The organism is Microbispora bryophytorum (genome assembly GCF_043197435.1).
In the GTDB taxonomy this organism is placed as follows: Bacteria; Actinomycetota; Actinomycetes; order Streptosporangiales; family Streptosporangiaceae; genus Microbispora; species Microbispora bryophytorum.
Genome location: NZ_JBICTF010000004.1, coordinates 793,261 through 809,098 on the forward strand (window position 1 = coordinate 793,261; position 15,838 = coordinate 809,098).

General features: G+C 69.3%; 15 protein-coding genes and 1 tRNA gene. 6 read left to right on the plus strand and 10 right to left on the minus strand.

From position 1 onward, the window contains the following. Positions 1-7 precede the first annotated feature (7 nt). Both ACGFIB_RS17145 and ACGFIB_RS17150 read left to right on the plus strand, forming a co-directional pair. Positions 8-223, plus strand: a complete 216-nt coding sequence (locus ACGFIB_RS17145; RefSeq protein ID WP_393372671.1) for a RidA family protein — start codon at positions 8-10, stop codon at positions 221-223. Positions 224-225: 2 nt separating this feature from the next. Continuing rightward, on the plus strand, positions 226-1,422 hold the full coding sequence (locus ACGFIB_RS17150) for a hypothetical protein (RefSeq protein WP_142569785.1): 1,197 nt from the start codon (positions 226-228) through the stop codon (positions 1,420-1,422). Between the two features lie 72 nt (positions 1,423-1,494). Here ACGFIB_RS17150 and ACGFIB_RS17155 read toward each other — a convergent pair whose 3' ends face one another. The 3 genes from ACGFIB_RS17155 to ACGFIB_RS17165 form a co-directional block, all read right to left on the minus strand. Continuing rightward, the gene (locus ACGFIB_RS17155) at positions 1,495-2,490 is read right to left on the minus strand and encodes a LacI family DNA-binding transcriptional regulator (protein WP_142569787.1); all 996 of its coding nucleotides are present in this window, start codon (positions 2,488-2,490) and stop codon (positions 1,495-1,497) included. Between the two features lie 155 nt (positions 2,491-2,645). Further along, a complete protein-coding gene (locus ACGFIB_RS17160) occupies positions 2,646-4,073 on the minus strand; it encodes a GH1 family beta-glucosidase (protein ID WP_393372675.1) in 1,428 nt (475 codons plus the stop codon). A gap of 279 nt (positions 4,074-4,352) precedes the next feature. Then, on the minus strand, positions 4,353-5,315 hold the full coding sequence (locus ACGFIB_RS17165; RefSeq protein ID WP_357265616.1) for an AraC family transcriptional regulator: 963 nt from the start codon (positions 5,313-5,315) through the stop codon (positions 4,353-4,355). Positions 5,316-5,453: 138 nt separating this feature from the next. Here ACGFIB_RS17165 and ACGFIB_RS17170 point away from each other — a divergent pair, with 138 nt between their 5' ends. Both ACGFIB_RS17170 and ACGFIB_RS17175 read left to right on the plus strand, forming a co-directional pair. Further along, the gene (locus ACGFIB_RS17170) at positions 5,454-5,960 is read left to right on the plus strand and encodes an anthrone oxygenase family protein (protein ID WP_393372679.1); all 507 of its coding nucleotides are present in this window, start codon (positions 5,454-5,456) and stop codon (positions 5,958-5,960) included. Positions 5,961-6,345: 385 nt separating this feature from the next. After that, a complete protein-coding gene (locus ACGFIB_RS17175; protein ID WP_393372682.1) occupies positions 6,346-7,737 on the plus strand; it encodes a glycoside hydrolase family 16 protein in 1,392 nt (463 codons plus the stop codon). Positions 7,738-7,791: 54 nt separating this feature from the next. On the opposite strand, the gene ACGFIB_RS17180 is transcribed toward ACGFIB_RS17175, so the two are convergent. The 3 genes from ACGFIB_RS17180 to ACGFIB_RS17190 all read right to left on the minus strand — a co-directional run bounded on the left by ACGFIB_RS17180 (position 7,792) and on the right by ACGFIB_RS17190 (position 9,847). Beyond that, positions 7,792-8,397 carry a DUF5666 domain-containing protein gene (locus ACGFIB_RS17180; RefSeq protein WP_357265606.1) on the minus strand — a complete coding sequence of 202 codons (606 nt, stop codon included), beginning with the start codon at positions 8,395-8,397 and terminating at the stop codon, positions 7,792-7,794. A gap of 387 nt (positions 8,398-8,784) precedes the next feature. Beyond that, complete coding sequence (locus ACGFIB_RS17185; protein ID WP_191054653.1) at positions 8,785-9,405, minus strand: LysE family translocator; 621 nt, start codon at positions 9,403-9,405, stop codon at positions 8,785-8,787. A 73-nt stretch (positions 9,406-9,478) separates the two neighbouring features. After that, on the minus strand, positions 9,479-9,847 hold the full coding sequence (locus ACGFIB_RS17190; protein ID WP_357168583.1) for a response regulator transcription factor: 369 nt from the start codon (positions 9,845-9,847) through the stop codon (positions 9,479-9,481). Between the two features lie 149 nt (positions 9,848-9,996). Between ACGFIB_RS17190 and ACGFIB_RS17195 the strand changes: the two genes are divergently transcribed. Next, positions 9,997-10,071 (plus strand) — tRNA-Arg (locus ACGFIB_RS17195). Between the two features lie 302 nt (positions 10,072-10,373). On the opposite strand, the gene ACGFIB_RS17200 is transcribed toward ACGFIB_RS17195, so the two are convergent. From ACGFIB_RS17200 to ACGFIB_RS17210, 3 genes are all read right to left on the minus strand, one after another. Then, positions 10,374-10,754: a hypothetical protein gene (locus tag ACGFIB_RS17200; RefSeq protein ID WP_393372687.1), complete on the minus strand. Its 381-nt coding sequence runs from the start codon at positions 10,752-10,754 to the stop codon at positions 10,374-10,376. Then, a complete protein-coding gene (locus ACGFIB_RS17205) occupies positions 10,754-11,041 on the minus strand; it encodes a type II toxin -antitoxin system TacA 1-like antitoxin (RefSeq protein ID WP_142569801.1) in 288 nt (95 codons plus the stop codon). Before ACGFIB_RS17205 ends, ACGFIB_RS17200 begins: the two co-directional genes overlap by 1 nt. 350 nt (positions 11,042-11,391) lie before the next feature. Beyond that, positions 11,392-14,088 (minus strand): RICIN domain-containing protein, encoded by a 2,697-nt coding sequence (locus tag ACGFIB_RS17210; RefSeq protein ID WP_393372691.1) that lies wholly within the window; start codon positions 14,086-14,088, stop codon positions 11,392-11,394. Positions 14,089-15,000: 912 nt separating this feature from the next. On the opposite strand from ACGFIB_RS17210, the gene ACGFIB_RS17215 reads away from it, so the two are divergent. Continuing rightward, positions 15,001-15,495 carry an NUDIX domain-containing protein gene (locus tag ACGFIB_RS17215; RefSeq protein WP_393372694.1) on the plus strand — a complete coding sequence of 165 codons (495 nt, stop codon included), beginning with the start codon at positions 15,001-15,003 and terminating at the stop codon, positions 15,493-15,495. 160 nt (positions 15,496-15,655) lie between these two features. On the opposite strand, the gene ACGFIB_RS17220 is transcribed toward ACGFIB_RS17215, so the two are convergent. After that, entirely contained in the window at positions 15,656-15,829 is a 174-nt protein-coding gene (locus ACGFIB_RS17220) for a hypothetical protein (protein WP_393372696.1), read from the minus strand. Positions 15,830-15,838 lie beyond the last annotated feature (9 nt).

Here is a 15,838-nt window from a genome sequence, read left to right on the forward strand (position 1 = left end):
GGTGACAATGGCTGGCAAGCAGGAGATCCGTACGACCGCGGGGGCCCCGCCGATCGGCGCGTACTCCCAGGGGCTCGTGGTGGGCGACAAGGAGGACTTCGCCGCGTTCAACGAGGTCTACCAGTCCTACTTCACCCGGCCCTACCCGGTGCGCACCACCGTGGGCTCTGATCCCATGGACATCCTCGTCGAGATCGACTTCGTGGCGTACGCGGGCCGCTGACGATGGACAGCGCCCTGTACGTCTTCGTCGAGGACCTGCGCGCCGAGGGAGTGCGGGGGCTGCTCGACCGGGCCTCGGCGTACGGCGTGCGAGGCGTCGCGGTGGCCGCGGCCTACCACCAGGCCAGGGACGTGACCCCGCACGGCGCGTCGCGGCTGACGCTGCGCCGCGACGGCGTGCACTTCCCGCCTCCGGACGACCTGTTCGACGGGCTGCGCCTGACCCCGCCCGTGCAGCCGGGGGCGCAGGACCGGCCGCTCGACGAGCTGCGCCGCGCCTGCGCGGACCGGGGGATGCGGCTGCACGGCTGGGCCGTGTTCCTGCACAACGCCACCCTCGGCCTGGCCCACCCCGACGTGACGGTGGAGAACTGCTTCGGCGACCGCGGCTCCCCGGCCGACCTGTGCCCCTCGCATCCCGACGTGCGGGCGTACGCGGTGGCGCTGGCCCGGGCCGTCGCCCGGCAGGGGGTGGACACGGTCGTCGCGGAGTCGCTGCACTTCGGGGCCTTCGCCTACGAGCGGTGCGTCGTGGCGCTCGGCCCGATGGACGCCTTCCTGTTCGGCCTGTGCTTCTGCGCCCACTGCATGCGCCGGGCCGCCGACCTCGGGGTGAACGCCGAGGTGGCCAGGCAGGAGTGCGCCAGGATCGTCGGAGGCGTGCTCGACGGCGACCCTCCCGCGGAGGGCGAGGTCACGCGGGCGGCCTTGACGGCCTACGCCGGCCCGGAGACGGTGGCGTACGCGCGGGCCCGTTCCGAGAGCGTCACGTCACTGGTGGGCGAGGTCGCGGCGGCGGTGACGGCCGAAGGCGCGCGGCTGACGTTCATGGACGCGACGGGCGCGGCCAAGGGCCACGCCCACGGGCTGCCCTCCGCGGCTCTGGCCGCGCACGACTCCTGGCAGCTCGGGATCGACCTGGTGGCGCTCGGCGACCTGGTCCCGTCGTTCGCGGTCCTCGGGTATGCCAGGGACCCCGCCCGGGTGGCCGACGACGTCGCGGCCTACCGGCGCTCGGTGGGCAAGAACCCGGAGCTGCGGGTCGTGCTGCGCCCGGGCGCCCCGGACACCGACTCCGCCGACCGGCTGGCCGCCAAGGTGCGCGTGGCCCGTACGGCCGGGGCCGGGGCCGCCGACTTCTACGCCTACGGCCTGGCGCCCTTCGAGGCGCTCGGCCGCATCACCGACGCGCTCGCCTGAGCACGTCGTCGCCTGCCGCTCCGAATCCCTCCTGCCCCGGCAGCCGGGAGGCGGCCTGATCGTCGCGGCCGCTCAGGCGGAGTCGCGGACGACGAGCTCGGTGGGGAGGATCACCGGATCGGCCGGGCCGCCCTTGAACAGGTCCAGCAGCAGCCGGACCATCGCGGCGGCCTGCTCGACGATGGGGTGCCTGATCGTGGTCAGCGGGGGCTCGGTGTAGCGGGCCGCCTCGATGTCGTCGAACCCGACGACCGCCACGTCGTCCGGCACCCGGCGGCCCGCCTGGCGCAGGGTCTGCAGCGCCCCGACGGCCATGAGGTCGTTGGCGACGAACACGGCGTCCAGGTCCGGGTCGTCCTGCAGCAGGTGGCGCATGGCGACGGCGCCGGACTCCCGGGTGAAGTCCCCGACGGCGACGATCGACCGCCGGTCGGACTCGCGTAGCGCGTCGCGGTAGCCCTTGAGCCGGTCCTGGCCGCCGATCATGTCCTGCGGCCCGGCGATCGTGGCGATGCGCCGCCGTCCGCCGTCCAGCAGGTGGCGCACCGCCTTCTCCGCACCGCCCACGTTGTCGTTGTCCACGTACGGCAGGGGCACCGGCACGGCCGGCCTGCCGTACGAGACGACGGGGACGCCCATCCGCGCGACGGCGGAGGGCAGCGGATCGGCGCCGTGCATGGAGATGAGCATGACCCCGTCGACGTGGCCGCTGGCGATGTAGCGCTCGATCCTCGCGTGGCTCTGGGCCGAGCCGCCGAGCATGAGCACGACCTGCTTGTCGGCGGCCTCGAGTTCCAGGCTGGCCGAGCGGATCACCGTGGAGAACATCGGGTCCTCGGAGAAGACCCTGGTCGGCGGCTCCGAAACGACCAGCGCGATCGAGTCGGTCCGCTGGGTGACGAGGCTGCGCGCCGCCGAGTTGGGGACGTATCCCAGCTCGTCCACGGCACGCATCACGGCATCCCTGATCTGCGGTGTCACCGTCATCTGCCCGTTGACGACCCGGGAGACGGTGGCGCGGGACACCCCTGCCCGCGCCGCCACCGCCTCCAGAGTGGGTCGTTTCATTCATTCCCCCTAGTGGTGTCTGACATCAAGCCCTGCTGCGCGTGGATCCAGGCGGCGCCTCGCTGCGTTGTCGTCGCCGACAACGCTGTCATCGGCTCCTCCTCCGCCGTACGACGCATCCACCCGGAACCACGCTCGCGACGGGCAGCATTTTGTCAGGCACTCCTCAGCCCGTTGCGTTCGATGACGTCTCGGTACCACAGCGCGCTGTCCTTGGGAACGCGCCGCTGGGTTTCGAAGTCGATGTACACGATGCCGAATCTCTTGTGGTAGCCGTAGGCCCACTCGAAATTGTCCAGGAGCGACCATACGAGATAACCCCTCAGGTCCGCACCGGCGGAGATCGCGGCGTGCGCCGCCCGCAGGTGGCCGTCGAGGTAGCCGATCCGGTCGTCGTCGTGCACTGTCCCCTTGACGACGTCTCCGCCGGCGTCTCCGTCGATGTCATCGACGAGGTGGTCGTCGAAGGCCGCGCCGTTCTCCGTGACGAGCAGCCCGACCTCGGGATAGTCGCGCGACAGCCGTACGAGCAGGGTCTCCAGGCCGGACGGCTCGATGGGCCAGTCCATCGCGGTCGTCGGGCCGGTCGGCGGGTCGAACCGGATGCCCTCAGTGCCGGGGAAGGCGGGGTTGGCCGGCTCGCCGGGCGCGGCCGACACGAAGGACGGGTTGTAGTAGTTGATGCCGAGCAGGTCGATCGGCTGGTGGATGACGGCCAGGTCGCCGTCCCGGATGTGGCCGAGGCCGCCGTGGCGGGCGGCGATCTCCAGCACCTCCTCCGGGTAGCGGCCCCGCAGCGCCGGGTCGAGGAACTGCCGGTTCATCAGCGCGTCCACCCGTGCGGCCTCCTCGTGGCCGTCGCCGCTCTGGATGACCGGCGACAGGTTGAGGGTGAGCGCGACCTCGGCGGCCCCGGCCGCGCGCAGGGCCCGCGCCGCCAGCCCGTGGCCGAGCAGCAGGTGGTGGGCGGCGCGGAAGGCGGCGGCCGGGTCACGCCTGCCCGGGGCGTGGACACCGGAGCAGTAGCCGAGGAAGGCGGCCACCCAGGGCTCGTTCAGCGTCGTCCAGGTGCCGACGCGGTCGCCGAGCCGGTCGTGCACGACGGCGGCGAAGTCGGCGAAGCGGGCAGCGGTGTCCCTTGCCGCCCAGCCGCCCGCGTCCTCCAGCGCCTGCGGCAGGTCCCAGTGGTACAGCGTGGGGTAGGGCGTGATGCCGTGGCCGAGCAGCTCGTCCACGAGGCGGTCGTAGAAGTCGAGGCCGGCGGCGTTGACCCGCCCGGCCCCGGTGGGCAGGATCCGCGGCCAGGCCACCGAGAACCGGTAGGCCGCCAGGCCCAGGCCGGCCATGAGCCGGACGTCCTCGGCGTACCGGTGGTAGTGGTCACAGGCGACGTCGCCGGTGTGGCCGTCGGCCACGTTGCCCGGGACCTGGGAGAAGGTGTCCCAGATCGAGGGCCCCCTGCCGTCCTCGGCGGCGGCGCCCTCGATTTGGTAGGCCGCCGTGGCGGCGCCCCAGACGAAGCCGTCGGGAAAGACCGACGTGGACGATCCGGACCCCCGAGAAGCGATGGTCGTCGCGGTCATCCCTGCACAGCTCCCCGCATGGTGCCTCCGATGATCTGTTCTGCCGGGCAGGACGAAGAAGCCGAGCGCCGCGACCACGTCAGGGTTGTGACGAGATAGAGAGCGCTCTCGCACAAGATTGTGAACTGTCACTGCGGACGTCAAGGGGTCTATCAGTAACGATTCCTGATATGACGGAACGTCGTAGTCGCTGGTGAGAGCGCTCCCACAGCCGGTCGGCGCAGCATGGGGGCGGCCGGACCGCGAGACGCTTCTCCCGGATCTCAGCTCTCCCGGATCTCAGCCGGCCGGGCGGCTCAGGCCTTCCCGGTATCGCTGCGGGCTCACGCCGCGCTCCCGCTTGAAGGCCGAGCTCAGCGCGAACGCGGTGCCGTAGCCGACCCGCCGGGCCACGGCCTCCAGCGTCGCGTCCGTCTCCCGCAGCAGGTCGGCCGCCTGCGCCAGCCGCAGCCCGGTCAGGTAGGCCATCGGCGGCTCGCCGACCAGTCTTGCGAACCGCTGTGCCAGCGCGGCACGGGAGACCCCCGCCCGGCCCGCCAGCTCGGCGACCGTCCACGGGTGGCCCGGGTCGGCGTGCAGCATCCGCAGCGCCGGCCCGACCACCGGGTCGCCGTGCGCCCGATACCAGCCGGGGGCCCGCGCGTCCGGGCGGGACAACCACGTCCGCAGTACGGCGATCAGCAGCAGGTCGAGCAGGCGGTCGAGCACCACCTCCTGGCCCGGCTCGTCCTTGACGATCTCCCTGCCGAGCAGCGCGACGAGGGAGCCGTCCCAGGAGTCGCCGCGCAGCACCAGCAGCGTGGGCAGCGCCGCCAGCAGCCGCTGGGTGACCGCGCCGCGCATCTGGTAGGTGCCGATGAGCATCACGGCCGAGCCGTCCGGGTCGTTGCCCCAGTTGCGCGTGCCCAGGTCCATCTCCGCCGTCAGGGCGCGGCCGTCCGGCGTGGTGCAGACCTGCCCGGGATGGATCACGACCCGCGGCGCGGTCGCCGGGTCGTCGGCCACCGTGTAGTGAGCGGGACCGCGCACGACCGCCACGTCGCCCGGCCCCACCCGTACGGCCCTGTCCTCTGAGACGCGGTCCTCGTCCGGGGTGATCCACGCCTCGTCGCGCACCATCGCCACCAGGCACAGCGGCGCCTCGTCCTGGATCCGGACCGACCAGGGCGGGCTCAGGGTCGCCCGCAGCAGGAAGGCCCCCCGCGCCCGGGGCCCGTCGAGAAGGTCGGCCAGCGCGTCCATGCCCCAGATCGTAGACGGCCGGATATGCGGTCGAGCGTCTCGGCGATGTCGCCGGGAGCGGTCCCCCGATTGAGTGGTGACCATGATGAAAGCGCGAATCCTGGTCATCCTCGGCGTCCGCGTCACGGCGGAGGCGTCATGACGTACCTCCTGGCCGCTGCCGCCGCGGCCCTGTCCATGCTCATGACCGCCGGGATGGCAGGCACCTTCTTCGGGTTCTCCGTGGGGGTCATGCCGGGCCTGAACGCGGCGCCGGCCCCCTTGGCGATCGAGGCGATGAACGCCGTCAACGTGAAGATCCAGAACCCGGTGTTTCTGGCGGCGTTCGTCCTGGCCCCGCTCGCCGCCGCCGGGGCGGGGGCCCTGCTGCTGGCCACCCCTCGCTCCGGCGCGGCCTGGCCGTTCTTCGCGGCGGCCGCGGTGTACGCCGTCGGCGTCATCCTGATCACAGCCGCGGTGAACGTGCCGATGAACGACGCCCTGGCCGCCGCGGCGGCCCACGGTGACCCGGCCGGGGCCGCCGCCCGGATCTGGCAGGACTACTCGGCCCGGTGGACCACCTGGAACACCTGGCGGGCCGCGGCCGGCGCGGTGAGCCTGCTGCTGATGGGCTACGGCGTCTACCGCTGGGGCCGGGGCTCCTGACCGCCGCTCCGGATGGTGCTCCTGACGGTGATGACCGGCCTGATGGCACTGTTCACGCGGGACACGCCCGTGTGGCTCACCATGCTCGTCCTGTGCGGACGCGGCCTTCTTCTGGAGGCGGACTGGAGAGCGCTCTCTCATCACTGCTCACACCGGGGGGCAGTCGCTGAGAACGCTCTCTCGGATTTCACAGATCCTATTGACGCGAGTGAGATCCAGAGGGAAAGTGTCGCTCAAGCGGTCCGCGATCGCGGTGCGCGGGCCCTCACGACCCTCTCCGGACGCCGCCGTCCGGCTCTCAGACGTCCACCGTCTTCGTTCCGTGAGGCCGCCCGCACCCCCCAATCCCCTCGCCGCGACGACCGGACCGAGGAGAGAGGTACTCATGCGTGTGCTCCACTCCCCATGGCGGCGCTCGGCTCTGGCGCTGCTCGCCGTGGCCGCCGCCGTCATGGCTCTCGCCGTACGGCCCGCCGACGCGTCGGTGCCCTCGACGCCGTCCGGCTGGTCGCTCGTCTGGTCGGACGACTTCAACGGCACGGCCGGAACGCTTCCGTCGTCCACCAACTGGATCATCGACACCGGCCACGCGTACCCCGGAGGCCCGGGCAACTGGGGCACCGGCGAGATTCAGAACTACACGTCCAACACTGCCAACCTGAGCCTGGACGGCAGCGGCAACCTGCGCATCACCCCGATCGGCAGCGGCCAGAACTGGACATCCGCGCGGATCGAGACCCGCCGCACCGACTTCAAGCCGGCCGACGGCCGCGTCCTGCGCATCGAGGGCCGCATCCAGATGCCGAACGTCACGGGCGACGCCGCCCTCGGCTACTGGCCGGCCTTCTGGGCGCTCGGCGCGCCCTACCGGGGCAACTACCAGAACTGGCCGGCCATCGGCGAGTTCGACATCATGGAGAACGTCAACGGCATCAACTCGGTCTGGGGCGTGCTGCACTGCGGCGTGAACCCGGGCGGGGCGTGCGGTGAGACCAACGGCATCGGCGCCAGCAGGGCCTGCCCCGGCTCGACCTGCCAGTCGGCCTTCCACACCTACCGGTTCGAGTGGGACCGCAGCGTCAGCCCCAACCAGCTCCGGTGGTATGTGGACGGACAGCAGTTCCACAGCATCAGCCAGAGCCAGCTCGACGCGACGACGTGGTCGAACATGACCTCCCACGCCGGATACTTCATCCTGCTGAACGTCGCCGTCGGCGGCGGCTTCCCCAACGGCGTGGCCGGGTTCTCCACGCCCACCTCCGCCACGGTGTCCGGGCGGCCGATGGTGGTCGACTACGTGGCCGTGTGGCAGAGCGGCGGCGCGACCAGCAGCCCGTCGCCGAGCTCACCCCCGGCAGGCGGCGTGGACGCCCGCTCCACCGTCCAGGCGGAGAACTCCCAGGCGCAGAGCGGCACGCAGGTGGAGACGACCCAGGACAGCGGCGGCGGCCAGGACGTCGGCTACATCTCCAACGGCGACTGGCTGCGCTTCGACGGCGTCAACTTCGGCTCGACCGCGGCGCGGCAGTTCAAGGCCAGGGTGGCGTCCGGAGCGGCGGCCGGAGTGAGCGGCCTCGTACAGGTCAGGCTCGACAGCCCGACGGCGACACCGATCGGCGACTTCGCTGTCGGCAACACCGGCGGGTGGCAGAGCTGGACGACCGTCCCGGCCAACATCACGCCGACGACCGGCACCCACACCGTCTACATCACCTTCAGCAGCGGCCAGCCGGCCGACTTCGTCAACCTCAACTGGTTCACGTTCGCCACGTCCTGACCGTCACGCCGTGGGCGGGGCCGCTGCGGGTCCCCGCCCACGGCCGGACGTACGTCACTCGGTGGGTGAAACCGTCTCCGGCGCCGCCGGCTCGCTGGGCGTCACGGACTCCCCGGGCGTGGCGGGTGCGGTCGGGGTCTGCGGCGTCTGCGGCGTCTGCGGAGTCTGCCCCGGGGGCGCGCCGCCTCCGCCGTGCCCCGGCAGCGCCGGGCGGCTGGCGTCCGCGACGATGATCGCCCTCGGGCTGTCGCCGGTCGTGCCCACGACCCAGACCTGGTCGCCCTGCTGGATCCCCTGCAGACCCTTGTAGTCCGCGACGATCCTGGTGGACTCGTCGACCGTGTAGGCGCGGCCGTCCACCGTCAGGGTGCCGCTCTGCACCGATTCCACCGCGCCCGTCTGGCTGGTGAAGGTCTGGTAGTCGCTGGAGGTGCGCGGCTGCCGGGCCTGTCCGAACTGGAGCAGGCCGAGCTCGGTCATGCCGAACTGCTCCGGACCGGGCCGGAGCTGTCCCCCCTGGGCGTACTGCGGCTGGTCGTGGCCCGGCGCGCCCGCGGCGGCGAGGCCGGCGCCGGTGGCGAGGGTGAGCGCCGCGGCGAATCCGAGGAGAAGCCGGGGCCGCTTGCCGCGCGGTTTGGGCGGCTTGCTGGACATGGTCATCGGTGTGCTCCCTCCACTCGGCGCCGGGACACGACATGACACGGCACGACAGGTGTGACGTGACACGGTGCGACGTGACATGGTGTGGCCTGGCGCGGTGTGGACTGACGCGGTGTGGACTGCGACATGGCGCGGCCTGACGTGGCCGGCGCGGCCGGGATGTGCGCAAAAGCCGGGTCGATCCGCCCGATCAGCCACCGGTCCGCGCCGGTCGGCCCGCCTTCGGATCCCCTGGCCGCCCTACCCCATCGAGTACGGCGTTCACCGCCCGCTCGGTAAAGCCCTCGTCCAGAGGCAATTGCCGGAATACCACCCGCAACCAGACCGCGCCGGCGAGCACGCTTCATCGACGAGGCGGCCGAGGACATGTCCGCCCGCGCGGCCTGATCAGCCCCGCGCCGTACGCCCCGCCCCGCTCAGCGCGGCGACGAGGGCGAGCGCCAGGTAGACCACCCCGGAGGCGTACCTGAGCGTGCTCGCGCGCAGGCGGCGGCCGAGCGACCCGGCGGTCAGCGCGTACGCGAGGTCGGAGGCCAGTCCGATGACGGCGAGGACCAGCCCGAGCAGGAGGACCTGCGCGGGCACGTCGCCGAAGGGATCCACGAACTGCGGCAGGAACGCCAGGAAGAACAGCACGGTCTTGGGGTTCAGCACGTTGACCACGACACCTTCGAGGAAGACCCGGCGCAGCGGCTGCGCCCTCGGCTCGTCACCGGAAGAGCCACGGCCGGTCAGGGCACGGACGCCGAGATAGGCGAGATAGGCGACGCCGGCCCACTTCACCGCGGCGAACAGCTCCGCGGACCGCGCGAGGAGATAGGACAGGCCCGCCGCCGCCGCGGCGATGTGGAGCAGCGTGCCCGTCTCCACGCCGAGGGCCGAGGCGACCCCGGCCCGGCGGCCCTGGGCCACACCCCGGGCGGCGATGTAGAGATGGTTGGGGCCCGGCACGGCCACCACCGCCGCAGAGGTGGCCGCGTACACCAGCAACGTCGAGGCATCGATCACGCTTGCCGACGCTAGAAGCGTCGCGGCGCGCGCGCCCGGGCCAATCGGTGCCCGTGTCCGTGGACCAATCCGCTCAGAGTGTCTCGGGGCCCGTGGCGAGGTCCCGTACGATCTGGATCAGCTCGGCCGGGTCGAACGGCTTGGTGAGATAGGCGTCGACGCCGATGTCGTACCCCCGCCTGCGGTCGTCCTCCTGGGCCCGGGCGGTGATGAGCATGACCTTGATGTGCCGGGTGCTCGGGTCCTCCCGCAACCGTGTGGCCGTCTCCCAGCCGTCCAGGCGCGGCATCATCACGTCGAGCGTGATCACATCGGGATCCACGTCATGGACGCGATCCAAACAGTCCTGCCCGTCGTACGCGGTCTCGACCTCGAACCCCTCCAGGGTCAGGTTGACCGCTATGAGCTGCCGGATGACCTCGTCGTCATCCACGACCAGCACGCGTCCCAGAAGCTCGCCCACGGCGGCAAAGCTAGCCAATGAGACGGGGTGGGCGCGCGGTTTTCGCTGATCCACATGCTCACGTCCTCCGGAGGCCGTATTGATGTCACGAACGGCCTTCCAGTGCTGGTAGCCTTATCAGCGGTTGAGCCCCCTTAGCTCAGGGGATAGAGCACCGGCCTCCGGAGCCGGGTGCGTAGGTTCGAATCCTACAGGGGGCACCAATTTGATGTCGCAAGACATCGGAAACCCTCGAACCTACGGGTTCGGGGGTTTCTTTGCGTACCGGGGTTGATAGTCGCGAGTCGCGGGTGGGGTCCGATGAGCAGGATGACATGGGTTCCTCCGATGCCGATGTGGCGAAGCCGGCCGCCGATCCCCAGGGTGACGACTGTGTGCCGCTGGTGAACCAGCGGCACCGGGTCGGGTGGCAGCCTCGCACGTGGGCCATCAGTTACTGTGCGACGACACGACTCGACGCGTTCAGAGCCGCCATGCGCACCTTCTCGGTGACGGTTTGACGTGGTCAGACCGTGAAGAGCCGAAGCTTGACGCCGAGGGAGTCGGCGAGGTGCTTCAGGTCGTCGGGATCGCTGGTGACCACAGAGGCCTGGTATCGGACGGCCGTCACGACGACGATAGCGTCGACGGCGTCGGCCGTTCCTGCGGCAGCGCACGCAATTCCCGCTGCACGACCGACGTGCTCGTCATCCGGGCGAATGTCGCAGCCCTTCAGCACGCGGGAGATCTGGTGCTGCGGGCCACCGCGCCATGCTCGGGCAAGGGCCACCACCGGCACGAGTGGACGGATACGGGCGGCGGTCAGTTCACCATGCAGGGCAAGGAAGTCCGGGTTGCGCCGTTCGGCGGCCAGCAAGGCGCCCGCATCGTAGACGATGGCGCGCATCAGCCGGCCTCTGGCCAGGTGTCGTGCTCGAGAAGTCCCGCCTCCATCAGGAACTCCCGGGCCCGTTGCCGGGACTGCTCGGGCAGGGCGCCGTGCAAGCTCTCATATTCCGCCACCAGCTCTCGGGCTGCCGCCCGGCCCGCCGCTTGCAGGGCGGCAAGGTGAGCCTTTTCGACGGCGGCCTCAGCCAGCCACGCCGACACGGGCTTGCCCTCTTCGGCAGCTGCCGCCTTGATCGTCTCCTCGATTTCGGGAGTCACTGAGATCGATAGCTTCCGAGCTGTCATGGCTCCACGGTAGCGAACAGTAGGAACGCATTCCTACCGCTTGCGTGAGAAGCATCGGTCAACCGTGGCCTGGACGTGCTGGGCCGCCTCGGAACACGCTTTCGCATGGCCCTAGCCGACGGTCCCGCAGGTCGTCGGCAGTAGTTGCGGGTGGGGCCGATGATCGGGGCTCGCTACAGCTCGCGGGAGCTGATCGGGGGTATCCGCGGTGACGAGAGCAAGCCCGGAGACCGCATCGCCGTTCCCATCGTGTACGAGGGCTGCGACGCCTCGGAGGGAATCCCGACTGTCGGCAGAGTGGGGCCGCGGACGGTGCGTACGACCGCCCGCGGCCCGGTAGAGGCCTCACATCAGCTGCGCAGGCTCCACTGCTGGTTCGTGCCGCCGTTGCACGACCACAGAATGAGCTTCGTGCCGTTGGCGGTGGCGGCGCCGTTGGCGTCCAGGCACAACCCGGACTGCACACCGGTGATGCTGCCGTTGGAGTTGAGGTTCCACTGCTGGTTGGTCTGTCCGTTGCAGTCCCAGATGATCACCTGGGTGCCGTTCGAGGTGCCCTGGTTGTACGCGTCCAGGCACTTGTTGCCGAACACCTGGAGCTGCTTGCCGGACGTGTACGTCCACCGCTGGTTGGTCTGTCCGTTGCAGTCGTACAGCTGAACCTGGGTGCCGTTGGTGGTGCTGGAGTTCGGCACGTCCACGCACCGGCCGGACTGGCCGCCGACGATCGAGCCGCTCTGCTGGCCGGTCCCGCCGCCGTTGCCCTGCCTGACGAGCGACTTCGACTCAGCCGATCGATTGCCCTGGGCGTCCACCACGAAGAGCCGATACTCACCGGCCGACGTCGGAACGGCGATGGAGGTCGCGGTTCCGCCTGCCCGGGTCATCGTGTTGCCGGCGGTGAAGGAGGTCGTGCCCGAGGGAGCCAGCCAGACCGTCTTGCTCGCGTCGCCGGTGCTGCGGATGGGAATCGACGTCACACCGGCGCTGGTGAACGTGCTGGCGGGCAGGACGTAGTCCGGCAGAGAAAGATTGCTCTGGGGGATGATGTTCCTGTACGCGTCCTCGAGTCCGGAGTTCACGGCGATGCCGTAGGCCTGCGACGGCCAGACGTAGTCGGAGGATACGAGGATGTCCTGGACCGTGCTGTTCGGCAGGTTCTTGTTGGAGACCTTGTTGATAGCCCCGTACGTCTGCGTGATGCTCAGGTCGTGCTTACGCCCGAAGTCGTCGGAGTTGATGAGCCACGTGACATTCTTGTCCACGCTCAGGACGTTGTCGCGGAAGGTTATGTACGCGGAGCCCTCGTCGGGGTGGAGTCCGTACTTGTGTCCGGACGGGACGCCCTGCAGATAGTTGTTGCTGATCGTGGTTCCCGGCTGGCTGCCCAGCGTGTAGATGGGAGCCGTGTCGCTCAGGCGCTGCACCGTGTCGATGATGTGGTTGTAGCTGATGTTGTTGTTCTTCGCCGTGGTGGTCGGCCGGTTGGGCGCGATCGAGCCTGACGATCCGTCGAAGTTCCACCAGCCCCAGCCGAGCGTTATACCGGACCACGGGGCTTTCTCGATGCGGTTGTGCTGGATGGTCAGGGTGTCGGCGAAGTACGCCGAGATGGGGCTGTGCCCGTTGAACAATACGGCACTGTCGTAGATGTAGTTGTTCTTGATCTCGATGTTCTTGGGCGCCCCTTCGACCTGGGCGGGATACTTCTCGTGATTGGTGGAGGTGTAGTCCCCGATGTAGACATTCTGGGGGTGGCCCACCGAGATGGCGGATCCGGCGATGTCGTTGGTGTAGTTCCCGATCAGCTGCGAGTTCACCACGTCGTTGGCCATGGTGATTCCGTCGACGCCGGTGTGCTGTATCCGGTTGTTCTGCAGCACGAGCCCGTCGGCGTTCTCGAGCTGAATCATGCCTGGCGCCAGGTCGACATTGCGGTAGTAGTAGGCGTGGAAGTTCTGCTTGGCATAGGCGATTGCGCCGAGGTTGCCCTGCTGGGCCTGCTTGAGCACCGAGCCGGCCACGTTGAACAGGTTCCAGTCGGAGTGCTGGACCGTGAGGCCGGAGAACGTGATGTTGCGGGCGCGGTTGCTCGTGGAGGTGCCGGCGACCTTGATAAGGGTGGACACGTTGTTCGGTGCCCAGACCGCCGCGGTCGTCATGTTTTCCGAGCTTGCCTTGTAGTAGTACAAGGTCTTGCTCGACTTGTCGAAAAAGAACTCGCCCGGCGTGTCCAGGAACTCGTAGGCGTTCATGACCTTGTGGGTGCCGCCGACCTGGGCGTTTCCGTTGAAGGCGCCCTGGGCGATGGCCGCTCCCGGCTGCTGGAACAGGGCGATACGGTTGGAGCCGTCAGCGGTGACCTGCCGGACTCCCACGATGGCCGTGGTCCAGGTCGTCGACGTCTCTATTTCGATGTCGTCCTGATTGGCGGCGATAGCGGGAAAATCATTCAGACTGTACTTCGCCCCCGCGCACTGCGAACCCGATTCCCATGCCCAGGACGCCTGCCCCGCCGTGATGGTGTAGGTGCCGTAGCACCCCTGTGAACTTATCGTTTTGGAAGCCATGTACGCCCGCTTGTCGTTGACATAGAGCGCACGGAGCTTGTTGCTGCGGTTCAGCGGGGCTTTCCAGATGTTACCGCTGTGCTGCGTCCATCCGGTTACCTGGACGCCTCCATCGAGGATCGGCGTCTCGTTCTGGTAGGCGGCGTATATGACCCGGTAACCATTCGTGCCGGAGTCGGCCGGCGTGAAGTCGATTGTGCTGCTGACCGGGTAGTTTCCCCCGCGGAGGTACACGTAGATGTCGCCTGACATGTTGGCGTTCACCGTACGGACGACGTCCCTCGCGTGCTGGAGGGTTCTGAACGGTGATGCGACCGTTCCGGGGTTGGCGTCATTGCCGTCGGGGGCGACGTAGTAGGTTGCCTGGGTCGCGGCCGAGGCCGGGGTACTACCTGCGAAGGCCGGCAGCAACACAGCGGCAACGAACACCGCGAGCGCTGCTAACGCCTTCTCAGTGGTGGACAGGGCTGACTTCACGCTCTGTTCCTTTCGCTGGTTCCGAGCAGATTTTCCGCGAAATCACTCCGCCGTGACAGAACTCATCGGGATGTGCCGTTGCGCGGGCGGGGCGCCTTTGTCGTGCGGTTGCGGACGTCGAACGGAGGGCCGTGCACTTTGCGGGCCGAGGGGCCGGCCGCCCTCACGCCATGCGCGGCAATCGCCCTGGAGCGTGGGCCTCGGCAGGCTCGTCGTCTGGACGGTGCCGCGCGGTCAGCGAAGATCGCCGTAGGAAGCGCGGCAGCGTCGACGGCCGCCGCCATGGTGGTGATGAGGCGGCGAGGTTCAGCGGCACGGATCAGCGGCACGCTCACTGAAGCTCCTGGTGACGAGTCGGGGGGTGATGCCTGCGGCCGAGTGCCGGCGGTGCCGCCACGGCTGGTCCGCCGCCGCGGTACGGCCGCCATTCGCCGGGACACCCTGATGCAGGGCATGCGGTCAAAAGGAGTGCCTCCGAAGGCGAGAAACGCATTTGGGCCGTCCGGAGGACATCCCATGAATAGGCTCGGTTTCGTACAACGTATGACGTCTGATGTGTCGGGTCAAGAAACAATCGCGAGCGCCCGGCAACCCGGCCCCGCTTGGCAGGAAGGCCGACGACTCTCGTGGGAACTGGATGAAACTTTCATCGGCAGAAGGCTGAGCGCCAGAGCGGCGACCGCGAGGTGTGCGCCTTGCCTTCCTCGTTCATCCGTGGGTGCGACGCGGCCGCATGGAGAGTCATCCCACCTTTGGTCCATGTGGAAGGGTTCTGTCACCGTCTCCCACTGGACGGCACATCATCGGGAGTACTCGACCGATGCGGCTCGGTGGTTGTACGAGCTGTCTCCGCTTGAGGTTTGGAGATATACCGGCGTCAGGCCATGCGCGGCTCATAGTGTCGGAGCCGTCATGAGCGACTCCGCGTCATACCTGGCCTTCGTCGCCTCCGTACCGCGCCTTCGTGCCGGCGCAGGCGCATTGCTCCGAGACAACGAGGGGCGGGTGCTTGTCGTGCATCCGGTCTACAAGGACGGCTGGGAGATCCCCGGCGGGATCGTCGAGGCGGGGGAGTCCCCCGTCAGTGCTTTGCTCCGTGAACTGCGGGAGGAGTTGGGCATCGCGCCGCCGGTGGGTCGGCTCGCATGTGTCGACTGGGTGCCACCGGCGCCGCCGTGGGACGCCGGGCTGATGTTCGTCTTCGACGCAGGCGTGCTCACCGACTCACAAATCGCGACGCTCCGGCTGCAGCCCGATGAGCTCGACGAATATGCATTCGTCCGCCCCGCGGACCTGGACAAGCTCCTGCCGCCGGGCTTGGCGCGGAGGATGAATGCGGCGATCTCGGCGGCGGACGCACGCCAGACCGCTTATCTGGAGAACGGCCTCATCCGTCTCCTCCCGTAGCTCGGAGGCAGTAGCGGGTCGCTGTGGCGGCACTCACTCCCACTGCGTTGCGGATCGCTCCGATTCGACCGCAGGCCGGACGTCGAGGACGGATCGGAGTGCTGTCACCGGCCCCACTCGCTCAGATGGGCGGCGTGGGGAGCGGGTCCGCGCTTTAGGGTCAGCCAGCCCAGATGATGTCGATGACGCGCAGGGACTGGGTTTCCTCATCAAGGATGAACGTCAGCATCCCCTGGCTGTCATCTCCGAAGAAGGCATGTCTCACCGCGGACTGGCCGGGACGCTCCGCGACCGCATCCCACGGGTCGCGGAGGAGTTCGATGAGCCGCCCCAAGAGGGGGCA

What these genes read in the sequence shown, in the direction of transcription:
- ACGFIB_RS17180 (WP_357265606.1), bottom strand. Translation starts at nt 8,397, where the DNA reads ATGACCATGTCCAGCAAGCCGCCCAAACCGCGCGGCAAGCGGCCCCGG.
- ACGFIB_RS17215 (WP_393372694.1), top strand. Translation starts at nt 15,001, where the DNA reads ATGAGCGACTCCGCGTCATACCTGGCCTTCGTCGCCTCCGTACCGCGC.
- ACGFIB_RS17200 (WP_393372687.1), bottom strand. Translation starts at nt 10,754, where the DNA reads ATGCGCGCCATCGTCTACGATGCGGGCGCCTTGCTGGCCGCCGAACGG.
- ACGFIB_RS17150 (WP_142569785.1), top strand. Translation starts at nt 226, where the DNA reads ATGGACAGCGCCCTGTACGTCTTCGTCGAGGACCTGCGCGCCGAGGGA.
- ACGFIB_RS17160 (WP_393372675.1), bottom strand. Translation starts at nt 4,073, where the DNA reads ATGACCGCGACGACCATCGCTTCTCGGGGGTCCGGATCGTCCACGTCG.
- ACGFIB_RS17145 (WP_393372671.1), top strand. Translation starts at nt 8, where the DNA reads ATGGCTGGCAAGCAGGAGATCCGTACGACCGCGGGGGCCCCGCCGATC.
- ACGFIB_RS17205 (WP_142569801.1), bottom strand. Translation starts at nt 11,041, where the DNA reads ATGACAGCTCGGAAGCTATCGATCTCAGTGACTCCCGAAATCGAGGAG.
- ACGFIB_RS17155 (WP_142569787.1), bottom strand. Translation starts at nt 2,490, where the DNA reads ATGAAACGACCCACTCTGGAGGCGGTGGCGGCGCGGGCAGGGGTGTCC.
- ACGFIB_RS17175 (WP_393372682.1), top strand. Translation starts at nt 6,346, where the DNA reads ATGCGTGTGCTCCACTCCCCATGGCGGCGCTCGGCTCTGGCGCTGCTC.
- ACGFIB_RS17165 (WP_357265616.1), bottom strand. Translation starts at nt 5,315, where the DNA reads ATGGACGCGCTGGCCGACCTTCTCGACGGGCCCCGGGCGCGGGGGGCC.
- ACGFIB_RS17170 (WP_393372679.1), top strand. Translation starts at nt 5,454, where the DNA reads ATGACGTACCTCCTGGCCGCTGCCGCCGCGGCCCTGTCCATGCTCATG.